13 protein-coding genes are annotated in these 15,005 nt (G+C 69.6%); 5 read left to right on the top strand and 8 right to left on the bottom strand.

Features of this window, described 5'->3' with window-relative positions; translation table 11 throughout:
- Positions 1–66: 66 nt before the first annotated feature.
- Positions 67–255: a hypothetical protein gene (locus E0500_RS44225; RefSeq protein WP_258572950.1), complete on the bottom strand. Its 189-nt coding sequence runs from the start codon at positions 253–255 to the stop codon at positions 67–69.
- 67 nt (positions 256–322) lie between these two features.
- Entirely contained in the window at positions 323–1,501 is a 1,179-nt protein-coding gene (locus tag E0500_RS27245) for an ROK family transcriptional regulator (RefSeq protein ID WP_131557496.1), read from the bottom strand.
- A 172-nt stretch (positions 1,502–1,673) separates the two neighbouring features.
- On the opposite strand from E0500_RS27245, the gene E0500_RS27240 reads away from it, so the two are divergent.
- The 4 genes from E0500_RS27240 to E0500_RS27225 are packed head-to-tail and all read left to right on the top strand — an operon-like array spanning position 1,674 to position 6,181.
- Positions 1,674–2,627 carry a carbohydrate ABC transporter permease gene (locus E0500_RS27240; protein WP_131557497.1) on the top strand — a complete coding sequence of 318 codons (954 nt, stop codon included), beginning with the start codon at positions 1,674–1,676 and terminating at the stop codon, positions 2,625–2,627.
- A gap of 18 nt (positions 2,628–2,645) precedes the next feature.
- Positions 2,646–3,575: a carbohydrate ABC transporter permease gene (locus E0500_RS27235; protein ID WP_181587147.1), complete on the top strand. Its 930-nt coding sequence runs from the start codon at positions 2,646–2,648 to the stop codon at positions 3,573–3,575.
- Positions 3,576–3,585: 10 nt separating this feature from the next.
- On the top strand, positions 3,586–4,929 hold the full coding sequence (locus tag E0500_RS27230; RefSeq protein WP_131557499.1) for a sugar ABC transporter substrate-binding protein: 1,344 nt from the start codon (positions 3,586–3,588) through the stop codon (positions 4,927–4,929).
- A 49-nt stretch (positions 4,930–4,978) separates the two neighbouring features.
- Positions 4,979–6,181, top strand: a complete 1,203-nt coding sequence (locus E0500_RS27225; RefSeq protein ID WP_131557501.1) for a Gfo/Idh/MocA family protein — start codon at positions 4,979–4,981, stop codon at positions 6,179–6,181.
- Between the two features lie 30 nt (positions 6,182–6,211).
- Here the strand turns inward: E0500_RS27225 and E0500_RS27220 are convergent, their stop codons facing one another.
- A complete protein-coding gene (locus E0500_RS27220) occupies positions 6,212–6,907 on the bottom strand; it encodes a L,D-transpeptidase family protein (protein ID WP_181587146.1) in 696 nt (231 codons plus the stop codon).
- A 176-nt stretch (positions 6,908–7,083) separates the two neighbouring features.
- Here E0500_RS27220 and E0500_RS27215 point away from each other — a divergent pair, with 176 nt between their 5' ends.
- The gene (locus tag E0500_RS27215) at positions 7,084–7,575 is read left to right on the top strand and encodes a carboxymuconolactone decarboxylase family protein (RefSeq protein ID WP_131557505.1); all 492 of its coding nucleotides are present in this window, start codon (positions 7,084–7,086) and stop codon (positions 7,573–7,575) included.
- Positions 7,576–7,753: 178 nt separating this feature from the next.
- Here the strand turns inward: E0500_RS27215 and E0500_RS27210 are convergent, their stop codons facing one another.
- The 5 genes from E0500_RS27210 to pabB are packed head-to-tail and all read right to left on the bottom strand — an operon-like array spanning position 7,754 to position 14,991.
- Complete coding sequence (locus tag E0500_RS27210; protein WP_131557507.1) at positions 7,754–8,548, bottom strand: aminotransferase class IV; 795 nt, start codon at positions 8,546–8,548, stop codon at positions 7,754–7,756.
- An 11-nt stretch (positions 8,549–8,559) separates the two neighbouring features.
- The gene (locus tag E0500_RS27205; protein WP_131557509.1) at positions 8,560–9,738 is read right to left on the bottom strand and encodes an FAD-dependent oxidoreductase; all 1,179 of its coding nucleotides are present in this window, start codon (positions 9,736–9,738) and stop codon (positions 8,560–8,562) included.
- A complete protein-coding gene (locus E0500_RS27200; protein WP_131557511.1) occupies positions 9,735–11,306 on the bottom strand; it encodes a class I adenylate-forming enzyme family protein in 1,572 nt (523 codons plus the stop codon). Before E0500_RS27200 ends, E0500_RS27205 begins: the two co-directional genes overlap by 4 nt.
- 29 nt (positions 11,307–11,335) lie before the next feature.
- On the bottom strand, positions 11,336–12,862 hold the full coding sequence (locus tag E0500_RS27195) for a benzoate-CoA ligase family protein (protein WP_131557513.1): 1,527 nt from the start codon (positions 12,860–12,862) through the stop codon (positions 11,336–11,338).
- Positions 12,859–14,991, bottom strand: coding sequence for an aminodeoxychorismate synthase component I (gene pabB, locus E0500_RS27190; protein WP_131557515.1), 2,133 nt, complete (start codon positions 14,989–14,991; stop codon positions 12,859–12,861). Before pabB ends, E0500_RS27195 begins: the two co-directional genes overlap by 4 nt.
- Between the last annotated feature and the right edge of the window lie 14 nt (positions 14,992–15,005).

Here is a 15,005-nt window from a genome sequence, read left to right as displayed (position 1 = left end):
CTGTGGCTGGTCGCACCCACGCGGCGGAGCCCAAATGTCACAGCCCCGCGCCCCTACGGTTCGCGCTCAGGCAGCCGACCCAGGAGAAGCCGCGGCCCACTCCCTCACCAGGCGCTGGTAGTCGCGCCGCTGTTCCCCGTTGAGTGTGCCGCCGCTCCGGGACCACAGGGCCCGGATCTCCTCGTTGACCTGGGATGCGGTTCTTTCCGGTCTTTCCAGGACTACTTCAGCACTGGTGGACATGGCGTGAACCATACGTGGTCACACGTGAAGCCGATGTGAGTAAAGCCGACGCTTCGGGCATTACGGAACGTGAAGCTCCTCACTCTGCGTTCGCACCGCCGCCCTGGTCCGTGCCGAGCACCAGCACCTGGATCGCCAGCACCGCGGCCCCGCGCGCCCAGTCGTGGAAGTCCGACACCTTGGTCTCCAGGGGGACCGGTTCGGCGAGCGGATGACGGTGGGCACGGATGGTCTCCCACACCGCGTCGCCGGCGACGTCGATCAGGCCGACGCCCTCGCCGGCGAGCACGATCTTCTGCGGCATGACGAAGTTGGAGATCTGGGCGACCAGTGTGCCCAGGGCGCGCGCCGCCTCGTCGATGACGCGTGCGGGCATGGGCTCGCCCGCGGCGGCCGCGTCGAGGATCTCCTCGTACGTCAGGTCACGGCCGGTGGCGGCCCGGATCTGGTAGCGGATGCTGGGGATGGTCAGCAGGGAGACCGCGCTGCCGCGTACACCTTCGGGGGTGAGCGGGCCGTTGGGGTTGACGATCCAGTGGCGGCCGAACTCGCGGTCCTCCTCGGCGCAGGGCACCCGCCTGCCACCGAGGACGAGTCCGTAGCCGATGCCCGCGCCGATGGTGAGGACGACGAAGCGCTCCAGTCCGCGCCCGCCGCCGAACCAGATCTCGGACTCGACCAGCCCGCCGACGTCGTTCTCGACGACGACCGGCAGCCCGGTCCGCTCCTCGACGAGTTCGGCCAGGCGTACGTCGCGCCACGACAGGAACGGGGACTCCCCGACCACGGCGCTGTCCCGGACCAGGCCGCCCACCCCGATGCCGACACCGGCGAGACCGTGGTGCGCGCGTGCCAGCTCGGCGATCATCTCGCCCAGTTGGTCGGCGACGCGGTCCGGGTCGTGCGTGGTGAGCGGGCGGTCGTAGCGGGCGACGATCTCGCTCCGGAGTGTGGTGACGACGCCGTAGACCATGTCCTCGGTGATCTTGAAGCCCACGAAGGTGCGGGACTCGGCGACGATGTCGAGCGGCTGGGAGGGGCGCCCTTGCCGTACCCCGGCGAGCGCGGCGCCCTCGGGAACCTCGACGAGGAGGCCCGATTCGAGCAGTGGCTTGGTCAGCCGGGTGAGGCTTCCCGCCGAGAGGCTGAGCCGCCGGGCGATCTCGGCGCGGGACAGCGGGCCGTGTACGAGCACCTCGAGCGCCACCGCGCGTTCACCCGTACTGAGCGGCAGCCAACTGGCGGTCCGTGTGGTCATGGACGTCGGACTCCCCCCAACCCAAGATTTCTTTCACTGCGGAAGTAACGGCCACAGTCTATGTCTGGATCTCTCCCATCGAAAAGATGCCTGCAGGCCTCTTGACGCCACAATTATTCCGCCTCAAAAGTAAATGGCCTGAGGACGAGCCGCCGATGAGGGAGTCCCCCCGATGACCGTCGCCTCCAGCAGTCCACCATCACGCCTACCACTGAGCGGTGCCGAGGCCGTGGCGCCCTCCCGGAAGGCGAGGGCCCGCCCCGGCGGTGACGGGGCCCTCGCGGCCGTCTTCATCGCTCCGGCGTTGCTGGGCTTCCTGGTGTTCCTGCTCTGGCCGACGCTCCGCGGCATCTATCTGAGCTTCACCCGCTTCAACCTGCTGACCCCGGCGGAGTGGGTGGGGCTCGACAACTACGTCCGCATGGTCAACGACCCGATCTTCTGGGACTCGTTGAAGGTCACCGTCGAGTACGTCGTCATCAACATCGGCATCCAGACGGTGTCGGCGCTCGCCATCGCCGTCCTGCTCCAGCGGCTGACCCAGTCGGCCGTGCTGCGGGGCATCGTCCTCACCCCGTATCTGATGTCGAACGTCGTCGCCGGCCTGGTCTGGCTGTGGATCCTCGACACCCAGCTCGGCATCGGCAACGAGATCATCGGCGCCATCGGACTCGACCGCATCCCCTTCCTCGCCGACGAGACCTGGGCGATCCCCACCATCGCCCTGATCAACGTGTGGCGTCACGTCGGCTACACCGCCCTCCTGCTCTTCGCGGGTCTCCAGGCGATCCCGAACGGCATGTACGAGGCGGCCAAGGTCGACGGCGCGAGCGAGTGGCGGATGTTCTGGCGGATCACCATGCCGTTGCTGCGGCCGGTGCTCGCCGTCGTGCTGATCATGACCGTGATCGGGTCGTTCCAGGTGTTCGACACCGTCGCGGTCACCACCGCGGGCGGTCCCGCGAACGCGACCAACGTCCTCCAGTACTACATCTACGGATCCGCCTTCGGCCGCTTCCAGTTCGGCTACGCCTCGGCGATGTCCGTCGCGCTGCTGGTCGTACTCAGCGCGATCACCGTCCTGCAGTACCGGCTCACCCGGGCCGGCCAGTCCGACCTCGGCTGACGGAAGGGAGACACCGACATGGCTGCCATGACCGCCGCGACGACAACACCGCCGGCCGTACGACCCGTCAGGCGCAGGTTCTCCCCCGGGCGGGCCGCCGCCTGGGCCGTGATGGGGCTCATCGTCCTCATCACCCTGCTGCCGTTCTACTGGATCCTGCGCACCGCGCTCTCCACCAACGCGGGCCTGAGCGCCGACCCCACCAGCCCCCTCCCGGTCGACGTCACCGGCAGTGGCTTCGAGCGGGCCCTCGGGCTGCAGTCGACGAAGGAAGCCATCGCGGAGGGCGGCGCGGGCGGCGGGCTCGACTTCTGGCGCTATCTGCTGAACTCGGTGATCGTCTCGACCCTGATCACCGGCTGCCAGATCTTCTTCTCCGCGATGGCCGCCTACGCCTTCGCACGACTCAACTGGCGCGGCCGGGACACGGTGTTCGGCATGTTCCTGGCCGGACTGATGGTGCCGACCATCTTCACCCTGCTGCCGAACTTCGTGCTCATCAAGCAACTCCACCTGGTGGACACGCTGTTGGGTATCGCGCTGCCCACCCTCTTCATGACGCCGTTCGCGGTGTTCTTCCTGCGGCAGTTCTTCATGAACATCCCCCGGGAGGTCGAGGAGGCCGCTCTGCTCGACGGAGCGGGGAAGGTCAAGATCTTCTTCCGGGTGATCCTGCCGATGGCGTCGACGCCGATCATCACGCTGTCCGTACTGACGTACATCACCTCCTGGAACGACTACTTCTGGCCGCTGATGGTCTCGTACAGCGACAGTTCGCGCGTGCTGACCGTGGCACTGGCGATCTTCCGGGCACAGACCCCGGCGACCGGCGTGGACTGGTCGGGGCTCACGGCGGCGACGCTGATCGCCGCGCTGCCGATGCTGGTGCTCTTCGCCTGCTTCGCCCGCCGCATCGTCAGCTCCATCGGCTTCACCGGGATCAAGTGAGGGAACCCTGATGCGACTTCGTACGCTGACCGCGCTGGCCGGAGCGCTGACACTGTCCCTGCTGACCGGCTGCGCGAAGGGCGACTCCACGGGGGCGTCCGCGAGCACGGTGACGTACTGGCTGTGGGACGCCAACCAGCTGCCCGCCTACCAGGCCTGCGCCAAGGGGTTCGAGAAGGAGAACCCCGGGCTGAAGGTCAGGATCACCCAGCTGGGCTGGAGCGACTACTGGACCAAGCTCACCGCGGGTTTCATCGCGGGCACCCAGCCTGACGTGTTCACCGACCACATTCAGAAGTTCGGCCAGTTCGCCGATCTGAAGGTGCTGGAACCGCTCGACGACCTGGACATCAAGGAGTCCGACTACCAGCCGGGCCTCGCCGCCAACTGGATCGGCCAGGACGGCCACCGCTACGGCGCCCCCAAGGACTGGGACACCGTCGCGCTCTTCTACAACGACAAGATGGCGAAGGCGGCCGGTCTCACCGCCGAGCAGTTGGGCAGCCTTTCCTGGAACCCCGAGGACGGCGGAACCTTCGAGAAGGCCATCGCCCACCTCACCGTCGACCGTAACGGAAAGCGGGGCGACGAGCCGGGCTTCGACAAGAACAACGTCAAGGTGTACGGGCTGGCCACCAATGGCGGAGGCTTCGCCGACGGCCAGACGCAGTGGAGCCCTTTCACCGGCTCCGCCGGGTGGAGCTACACGGACAAGGCACGCTGGGGCACGAAGTACCAGTACGACAGCAACACCTTCCAGTCCGTCATCAAGTGGTACTTCGGCCTGGCGAAGAAGGGCTACATGGCGCCGTTCTCCGACTACAACATCCAGTCCAACCAGGCCAACACCCAGGTCGCCGCGGGCAGGGCCGCCGCCGCCTTCGACGGTGCCTGGATGATCTCGTCGTACGACGGCTTCAAGGGCAGGGCCATCAAGTCCGCCCCCACCCCCATCGGCCCGAGCGGCAAGCGCGCCACGATGATGAACGGCCTCGCCGACTCCATCACGAAGGCCTCCAGGAACAAGGCCGGCGCCCGGAAGTGGGTGGCCTACCTGGCCTCCGACGAGTGCCAGAAGGCCGTCGGCGACTACGGGGTCGTCTTCCCGGCCACTCCGGCCGGCACCGAGGCCGCCGTCGCCGCCTACGAGAAGAAGGGCATCGACGTCTCCGCCTTCACCCAACCCGTGGCCGACAAGAAGGACTTCCGGACCTTCTCCTACCCGATCACGGATTACGCGGCGGACGTGACGGCGCTGATGCAGCCCGAGATGGAGGCCATCTACGGCACCGGCAAGCCGGTGAGCAGCCTCGACGAGACCAACGACCAGATCAATCTCATCCTCGACCAGTGACTCGATCAGTGATCCACCAGTGACTCGACCAGTGAAGGGCACGCCTTACATGACGTTCTCCCTCGGCATCGTCGGCGCCGGACAGTTCTCGGGCCAGTTCGCCAAACTGTTCCTGGCCCACCCCGGCGTCAGCGACCTGTACGTCACCGATCTGCTCCCCGACCGGGCCGAGCAACTCGCCGCCGCCGAAGGCCTCACGGGCACCTTCCCGTCGTACGAGGCCATGCTGGAGTCGAACGCGGTGGACGCGGTCGCGATCTTCACCCAGCGGTGGACGCACGGCCCGCTGGTACTCCAGGGGCTGAACGCGGGCAAGCACGTGTACTCCGCCGTCCCCATGGCCGTCACCACGCAGGAGATCGCGGCGATCATCGACGCGGTGAGGGCGACCGGGCTGACGTACATGATGGGCGAGACCAGCCAGTACAACCCGGCGACCGTCCACGCCCGAAACCAGATCGCCAAGGGCGCCTTCGGCCGGATCTTCTACGCCGAGGGCGACTACGTGCACGACATGGACCTCGGGTTCTACGAGGCGTACCAGTACAGCGGCGGCGAGAACTGGAAGGCGACCGCCAGCTATCCGCCGCTGCTGTACCCGACGCACGCGGTGGGAGGGGTGCTCGGGGCCTGGCAGACGCACGCGGTGAGCGTGTCCGCGATCGGTGTGGTCGACGGGCGCGGCGACGGTGTCTTCGACAAGGACGTCAGCCAGTTCGGGAACGACTTCTCCAACGCCACCGCGCTGTTCGAGGTGGCGGGCGGCGGCTCGTTCCGTACGAACGAGTTCCGGCGCGTCGGCTATCCCTCGCACATACGGGAGTCGCGTTTCCGGTTCTTCGGGACCGACGCCAGCATGGAGCAGCTTGCCACGGTGGCCCTGTGGCAGGACAAGAAGGGGGTGAAGGACATCAGCGAACTGCTGGAGCCCAAGCCCACCCTGTCACCTGACGACCCGTCACTCCAGCACATAGCGCCGGACCTCCGGGCCGCCTTCACCTCCGGGTCGGCTCCCGTGCACGACCGCTCGCGCCTGCCGCGGGAGTTCGACAACCTGCACAACGGGCACGAGGGCAGCCATCACTTCCTGGTCGACGACTTCGTCACCGCGGTCAACACACGGACACTGCCGTCCGTGAACGCCTGGGTGGCCGCCCGCTACACCCTGCCGGGCATCATCGCCCACGAGTCAGCCCTGCAGGGCGGTGCGAGGCTGGACATCCCCGACTTCGGGGACGCCCCGGAGGCGTAACGGCCACGCGAGCCGGGCGCCCGCACTGCGTCAGGTGCCCGGCTTGCGGCCGTACACGTAGACGTCGTCGCCCTTCTTCAGCAGCGACCAGTACTTCTTGGCGTCGGTCTTGGTCATGTTGACGCAGCCGTGCGAGCCGGGCGGGTTCCACATGCTCACGCCGGCCGAGTGGAAGGCCGGGCCACCGTCGAAGAACTGGCTGTAGGGCATGGGCACGTCGTAGATGGACGAGACGTGGTCGATGTGCCGCCAGTAGATCTTCTTCAGTCCGGTGCGGGTCTCGTAGCCGTCACGGCCGGTGCGCACCGGCACCGGTCCGTACACGAGCTTGTCGCCGTCCTGGATCCAGCTGAGCTGGAGCGTGAGGTTGACGCAGGCGATGCGGCCCTTGTTGACGGGGCACTTGCCGTCCTTGTTGGGTTTGTCGCCCACGGCCTTCTGCTTGCCCATGAGGTCCATGACGCCCCAGGTCACGGGGCCCGCGTAGCCGATGTTCGGTGTGATGCCGTGTTTGGTCTGGAACGCCTTGATCGCCGAGCAGTCGGCGGCGGACTGCCTGCCGTCGACGGGCCGCCCGAGGAACTTCTCGACCTGCTTCTGATACGGGCCGGTCGACGTGGTGCAACTCGCCGCCTGCGCGGGCGCGGTGCCCAGTGCGAGAGTGAGCGGTGCCACCAGTCCGGTGATCCCGAGTGCGACGGCGCCCCGTCTGCGTATGTCCCCCATGGTCGGCCTCTCTGTGTGCCTGGTCGCTGCTTCTGCTTGCTGGACACTCGGTCGGGGCAGAGGGTTGTACGAAGGGGCACGCCGAGACGAAGCGATTGCACGGTCATGTGGATCACACTGCGGGAATTCGCTGGATTTCTCGTTCGGGAACCGCATTGCGGAGATAGAGTCTCCCTATGACCAACAGTGATTCCGTGTCCCGTGTGGCCCTCAAGAAAATCACCCCCGCCGTGTCCGGAGCGATGGGCTCCCTGCATGCTGCCGCTGTTTCCGCGGCCCAGGACGCGAAGGTCGAGTCGGAGATCCTGGAACTGATCAGGATTCGCGCGTCGCAGATCAACGGCTGCGCGTTCTGCCTGGACATGCACACCAAGGACGCGCGCGCCAAGGGCGAGACCGAGCAGCGGATCTACGCCCTGAGCGCCTGGCGGGAGACTCCGTTCTTCAACGCGCGGGAGCGTGCCGCACTGGCGTTGACCGAGGCAGTGACACTGGTGCACGACGGACACGTCCCGGACGCCGTGTACGCGGAGGCCACCGAGGTGTTCGACGACGAGCAGATCGCGGCGCTGATCTGGGCGGCCACCGTCATCAACGCGTACAACCGGATCGCGATCGCCACGCGGATGGTGCCGGGCGCCTACCAGCCCGTCCCGAAGAAGGACTGATCTTCGAAGACCGATCTCCGGAGACTGGTCTTCGGAAGAGCGACAGGATTTCCAGCGACTGATTTTCGAAGAAGAAATATCCGGTCAGGGAATTCCCCCAATATTCGGGAACGTTTGATCGCGCCGGGCCGTATCACTTTCGGCCCGGCGCGTCCTTGTGCCGTGTGTGCCCGTGAATTCAGTTGTCCGGCAGTGGCTCCATGAGGTCGTCCAGCCACTGCCGCCATTCCGGGGCGTGCACGGCGGGCCCCGCGGTCAGCGGGCGGCCGGTCCAGGCGCGCACGGGACGGATTCCGTGAAGGGCGTTGACGAGCCACACCTCACGGCCGTCCAGTTCCGCCAGGGTCCGCTCGTGGTGGGCGACCCGGATGCCGGTGCGCGTCGCCCGTTCCTGGACGAGCGCCATGGTGACCCCGGCGAGGACGGGCAGGCGCGGCGGCGGCAGGCAGAGAGTGTCGTCCTCCCACCACAGCAGGCTGGAGTTCGCCGCCTCCAGCACCACCCCGGAGGGCGCGATCAGCACCGCCTCGTCCGCGTCCGCCCCGGCGGCCCGGCCCCGGACCCGGGCCAGCGCGTCCAGGTCCGGCCCCTTGCGGCGCGGCACAGTGCGCGGGTCGGGCTGCCCCGCCGCCCACACCCGTACGTCCGTGCCGAGCGGTGGCGCGTGCCGCAGCAGCAGGCGCAACTCCAGGGAGCCGGCCACGAGTTCGACGCGGGGGAACCACTCCCCCGTGCGCGGCAGCGCGGCGGTCATGTCGTGCCAGAACTCGATGAGCCGCCGCAGGGGAGGCGCGCCGCACTCGCCGCAGGCCCGCAGGAAGCGTTCACGGTGCCGGTCGAAGCCACGCACCCGCCCGTCCCGCAGCAGCCAGGAGTCCGCGACGAGCAGCCGCCCGCCCTGCGCCGGTGCGGGGGTGAGACCGCGGTCGGGAGACCACGCCGACAGTCCCTCCGCGATGGCCGGTTGTGTCAATGCGGTTCCTCTCAGTACTTCTGGCCGGCGGCGGCCGGAGAGCCGTGCCGGGGACCGTAGGGCGCGTGCTCCAGCCAGGCGCCGCACCGCGGCACGACGGGGGAGAGGGCCGCAGCCGCGCGCTGTTTGACGCGTACGATGCGCCGATGGGGCCGCAGGTGGTCCAGGGCCGTGCCCGCGGCCGCGCTGTTGAACAGGCCTGCCTGGCGCCGGAGTTCGGCGAAGGAGGCGACCGCCTCGGGGGTGCCTGCGGCGACGGCATGCGCGGCGGCGGCCGCGTCCGCGATGCCGCTGTTCATGCCGCGCGCCCCGAACGGCGGGAAGAGGTGGGCTGCCTCGCCGACGAGCAGCACCCGGCGGCCCGGGTCGGTGTAGGAGGCGGCGACCTTGCGCAGGAAGCGGTACGTCGACACCCACAGGATCCGCTCGTCGTAGCCGTCGCCCACCACCGCGGGCAGCCAGCGCCGTACGGCCTCCTCGGTGCCGTACTCCTCCTGCCGGTCGTCGTCGCGGCACTGCAGGTCCACCTGGAAGCCGCCGGTGAACGGTACGCGCATCACGCTGCGGCCGCCGAGTTCCGGATGCTCGTAGTGGAAGACCCGTTCGAGCGGCAGCTCGGCCCCCGGGATGTCGGCCACGTCCACGACGACGTGGAAGCCGTCCCCGTGGGTGCCCTCCATGGCGATGCCGAGCTCGCGCCGTACGGCCGAGCGGGCGCCGTCGGCGGCGGCGGCGTGCGTGCCGGTCCACACACGGCCGTCCTCGTCGGTGAGGGCGACCTCGTCCGGCGTGACGCGCACGCCCGCGATCCGGGCGCCCCACACGAACTCCACTCCGGCGTCCTCGCAGGCGGCGAGCAGGAACCGCTCGGTGTCCACCTGGCGCAGGCTGGTGAAGGGCGGGATGCCCGTGGGTGGCGGGAAGGTGCGCGCGTACACCTCGCGGCCCCTGTAGAGGGTGCGTTTGGTGTGCCAGGTCTGCCCGTAGCCGGTGATCTCGTCGGCGAGTCCCGGGCGCATGCCGTCAAGGAGTTCGAGGGTCTCGCGGTGGACGAACAGGGCGCGGCTGCCGGGCCGTTCGCGGCCCTCGGGGTCGGCCTCCAGGAGTGTCACCTTCAGGTCCTGGGCGCGCAGGGCGAGGGCCGCCGACAGCCCCACGGGTCCGGCGCCGACGACCAGGACCCGGCTCATCCAACCCTGCTCTCGGTGAGCATGCGGGTGATCTCCACCCGCTTCACCTTCCACGTGGACGTCATCGGCAGGTCCTCGAACTTCCACTGGCGCGGCTCGGCCATCGCGGGCAGGTCCGCCGTGGCCTCCTGCCAGCGGCCCATGTCCAGGGGCTGCTCGCCGCGGACGCACACCACGGGTACGGGTTCGCGGTCCGCGCCCCGCACGATGACGACCTCGCGCAGTTCCTCCAGTCGGGACATCAGCGTGTCCTCGACCTCCAGATTGCTGTGCACGGAGTCGATCTGGTCGATCTCACGGTCGATCAGGTACAGGGCACCCCAGCGGCTCTGGTAGCCCATGTCGCCCATCTCCCACCAGCCGTCGTTGAGCTGGCGCAGATAGCGGTCCCGGGCGCCGAGGTAAGTGAGAATGCGGCCACGGGTGCGGGCCTCGATGCGTCCGGCCGTACCCGGCCCGACCCGACGGCCGGAGCCGTCCGCGACCCGTACCCGGGTGAAGCCGGGGATGCCGATGCCGACCCGGCGGCCGTCGGCGCGGGCCGCGCTGCGGCGGGTGAACCACTGGAAGGCGACCGGGCCCGTCTCGCTCTGCCCGTACAGCTGGATGAGCCACGGCGAGCGCCGCTGCGAGGCGTCCAGGAGCCGCTGCACGGTGCGGGGGTGGATCGCGTCGAAGGTGGAGCCGTAGCTGCGGACGCGGGACAGCGGCGCTCCGGGCGCGTCCACCAACTCCTCCCACAGGACGAAGGTGTTGGGGTGGGTCTCGACGATGCCGGGTCGGTGCCGGGCGAGGATCGGGCCCACGGAGGACGGGGCCGGGTCGGTGATCAGCACCAGTGGGCTGCCGAAGTGCAGCAGGACGCCGAGGAGATGGTAGAAGCGCGAGTGCACGAACGACATGTGCAGGGCGGCGGTCTCGCCGCGGGTGGGCCAGCCCATGGCCTTCTGTGGGACGAGCCGGTTCCACATGGTGTTCGGACAGTGCACGGCGAGCTTGGGGACGCCGGTGGTGCCCGAGCTGTGGGTGATGAGGGAGGCCTCCCTGGGGTGGAGCCGGACTGGGGCGGGGGTCGCGGCACCCGTGTACTTCTCCAGTGGCTCGGCGCCGGGCGCGTCGTCCACGGACAGCGTCCGCCGTACGACGTCGGTGAGCTCGACGTCCTTGAGGGGGCCCTCCAGTTTGGCTCTGTCGGTGATCAGCCAGGGGCGGCGGAGCCGTTCGAGGAGCTGACGGACCACCGGGCCCGCGAGCCCCGGCGACAGGAGGACGGGGACGGCGCCGATGCGGGAGACGGCGCAGGTCAGCAGGACGATGTCGACGTTGTCCGTCTTGTGGACGACCACTTCCTCCGAGGGCCGTACCCCGGCCTCCCAGAGGCGGCCGGAAAGTTCGTCGACCACGTCGGCCAGCACCGTGTAGCTGAGGTCGACGCCGAGGTCGGGGTTGACGTCGAGCGGGTGGTCGAGGGTGACGAAGACGCCGCCGTGGCGGTCGGCCGCCTCCCGGAGCATCGAACCGAGGTAGAAGCCACGGTCGGCGGGGAGCAGGGGCTGCGACTGTCGCATGTGCCCAATCCTTTCTGCGGGAGGCCGGGTCACCACGCGCCCTCGCGGACGAGGTGGCGGCGGAGCTTGCCGGTGGGGGTGCGGGGCAGGGACGGGACGAAGCTGACGCTGCGGGGGACCTTGAAGGCGGCGAGCTTCTCGCGGGCCAGGCAGATGAGTTCGGCCTCCAGGCCCGCCGGGATTGGGGTGGCGGGGACGACGAAGGCCCGCAGCCGGCTGGCGCCACGCTCGTCGGCGACAGCGGCCACCGCCACTTCCCGGACCGCCGGATGTCTGCGCAGGAGGGCCTCCACCTCCAGTGGGGAGACGGTGATGCCGCCGACCATCTCCATGTCGTCGGCCCGGCCCAGGTGCCGGAAGGTGCCGTCGGTCTCGCGGCGGGCCCGGTCCCGGGTGTTCAGCCAGCCGCCGACCAGGGTGCGCTCGGACTCCTCGGGGCGGTTCAGATAGCCGGGGGTCAGCGTCGGTCCCCGTACCCAGAGTTCTCCCTCCTCGCCGTCCGGAACCTTGTTGCCCGCGGGATCGCGCAGCTCCACCTCGAAGCCGGGGACGGGGCGGCCGACGGTGCCGGGATGGTTGTGCTCGAAGCTGTTGGCGCAGAAGGCGTGCCCGGCCTCGGTCGAGCCGATCTGCTCCAGCACAGGTGCGCCGAGCAGCTCGGTGACCTGCGTGCCCAGACCGGCGGGCATGCCCTCGCCGGCCGACACGGCGGCCCGCACCGAGGCGAAGCACGTCTCGTGCCCGTTGCCCCGGTCGGCGACGAGCGCGGCGTACGCGGAGGGCACGGAGTACAGCATGGTCACGCGGTGCCGGGCGACGATCTCGTCCACGGCGGCGGGGGTGGGCCGGCGGTCCACCAGGACGGCGGAGGAGCCGGAGAAGAGCGGGAAGACGAAGGCGTTGCCGAAGCCGTAGGCGAAGTACAGCTTGGACACCGACAGGGTGACGTCGTCCTCGGTGATGCGCAGCAACCGCCTGCCGATGAGGTCGTGGTACGTCTTCGGGTCGCCGTGGCAGTGGACGACTCCCTTGGGGTGGCCCGTGGTGCCGGAGGTGTACTGGATGTAGAGCGGGGTGTGTGCGTCGACCGGGTGGGCGTCGGTGGCCGGTTCGGCGGTCGTCGTGAGGGCGATGAGCTGGTCGGCGCCGAGGCGGGTCCGGCGGGGGAAGTTGTCGTCGAGTCCGGGTCCGGTCACGCAGAGCGCGGCTTCGGTGTCCTCCGCCATGAACTGGTGCTCGGGCGGGGTGAGTTCGGGGTTGACCAGGACGGCGACGGCACCGAGCCGGGCGCTGGCGAGGAAGGCCGCCACCCAGGCCACGGAGTCGGGCAGGGCGAGCAGCACCCGGTCGCCGGGTCGCACTCCGTGGTCGGCGAGCACGGTGGCCGCGCGGGCCGCGAGGTCGTGCACCTCGCCGTGGGTGAAGGCGCGGTGGCCCTGGTGGAAGGCGATGCGGTGGGTCCACTCGCGGCGTTCGGCGAGCGCGGCGAGATGGGCGGCGAGGTTGCCGGGGGCCGCCATGTCGGCGGGGACGAGGGTGGACTGCGGTGTCGTCATCGGGCGTGCTCCTCAGCGGTGGCCGGGAGGCCGAAGCGCTCGGTGTGCTGGTGGGCCCGCATCTGGGCCGCGGTCTTCAGCAGCATCTCGTCGTACTCGGCGGCCGGGTCGGAGTCCAGGACGATCGCGCCGCCGGCACCGAGGTGCATACGGCCGCCGGTGAACACGGCGGTGCGGATGACGATGTTGAGGTCGGCGCCGCCGCTGCACCCGAAGTATCCGAGGGCTCCGGAGTACACGCCGCGGGCCTCGGTCTCCAGTTCGTCGATGATCTCCAGGGTGCGCAGCTTGGGAGCGCCAGTCATCGATCCGCCGGGGAAGCAGGCTCGTACGCAGTCCACGGCACCGGTGCCGTCGCGCAGCCGTCCCTCGACGGTGGAGACCAACTGGTGCACGGTGGCGTACGTCTCGGTGGCCATCAGGCGGGAGACGCGGACGCTGCCGGTGGCGCAGACGCGGCCGAGATCGTTGCGGAGCAGGTCGACGATCATGAGGTTCTCGGCGCGTGTCTTGGCGTCCGCGGCCAGTTCGTCCCTCAGTCGCAGGTCCTCGTCCGGTGTCTCACCGCGCGGCGCGGTCCCCTTGATGGGCTTGGCCTCGGCGATGCCGTCCCGGGTGATCCGCAGGAAGCGCTCGGGTGACGAGCCGGCCACATCGAGGTCCCCGAACCTCAGGAAGGCCGCGTACGGTGCCGGGTTGAGTCGGCGCAGCACCCGGTAGTAGTCGTACGGGTCGTACGGCACGGGCAACCGGGCGGCGTTGGTGAGGCAGATCTCATAGCTGGTGCCCGCCCTGAGTTCGCGCCGGCAGGCCTCGATGTCCGCGAGGTAGGTCGCCCGGTCGCGGACCAGCCAGGGTTCGGCGGCGGGCTTCGGCCCGGTGGGTGTGGTCGTGGGCGGGGCCGGGGTCGGATCGGCGGACGCCACGAAGGTGAGCTGGGCGGTGGCGGTGTCGAGCCAGTCGGCGGCCTCGCGGGCGGCCTGGGGGGTGTCCTCGGCGACGCAGACGGCGTAGGTGCAGCCCTCCTCGTGGTCGACCGCGATCAGCCGGTCCGCGAACAGCCAGCAGGCGTCGGGGGTTTCGGCCCGGTGGCGGTTCGGGGAGCCGCAGTCGGCCTTGGTCTCGTAGCCGAAGTAGCCGACGTAGCCGCCGGTGAAGTCGAAGGGCAGTCCGGTCCCGTCGACGCGGCGGGTCGTCAGCTGCCGCTTCAGGTAGTCGAAGATGCTCGCCCGGACCTTGCGCGGGGGCAGTCCGGGCCGCTCGACCTCGCAGACCCCGGCGGTGGCGTCGTAACGGACGAACTCGGCGAGGGGGCCGCTGCCGTCGCCGAAGAACGAGAAGCGGGCGCGGCCCTCCTCCACCTGGGAGCTGTCGAGCCAGAACGCGCGGGGCGCGTCGGCGCACATGCGGGTGAAGGCGGCCTCGGCGTCGATCGCCGTGGCGATACGGCGGGTGTGCAGCCGGTAGGCCGGGCTGGGGGACCGTCGCTGACGGGGGATAGCGGCCGCGGAGGGGGTGACGGCGGTGTTCTTCGTACGCGGCCTTGAGGCCCGTTCCGCTGTCATGTTGCGGAAGTTGACGAGCATCCGGTGGCCGTAGTCGGTGAGGACGGACTCGGGGTGGAACTGGACTCCCCACAGGGGCCGGGTGCGGTGCCGCAGTCCCATGACCACCCCGTCCTCGGACCACGCGGTGGCCTCCAGGGTCTCGGGCAGTGGTTCGCTCACCGCCAGCGAGTGGTAGCGGACCGCGGTGAAGTTCTGCGGCAGCCCCTGGAACAGGTCCCGGTCGTCGTGCCGGACGGTGGAGAGGTACCCGTGGCGGGGCTCGGGTGCGGGAGCCACGTTCCCCCGCTCCCCCACGGCGATGCCCTGGTGGCCCAGGCAGACACCGAGGACGGGGACCGTGGACCGGGCGATGACCCGTGCGGCGATGCCGAAGTCCCGCGGCTCCGCGGGGTGTCCGGGTCCCGGCGACACCACGACGTTGTCGAATTCCCCAAGGTCCGGGATGCCGTCGGGCGGGGTGTCGTTGAGGACGACCACCGGTTCCTCACCGTTGACCTCGGCGATCAACTGGAACAGGTTGTACGTGTACGAGTCGTAATTGTCGATGAGCAGGGTCTTCACCCGCCCACCCCCCT

The sequence above is a fragment of the Streptomyces sp. KM273126 genome, assembly GCF_004337435.2.
Lineage (GTDB): Bacteria > Actinomycetota > Actinomycetes > Streptomycetales > Streptomycetaceae > Streptomyces > Streptomyces acidicola.
The sequence above is the reverse complement of the archived record's forward strand: the minus strand, read 5'-3'. Positions and strand labels throughout refer to the sequence as shown.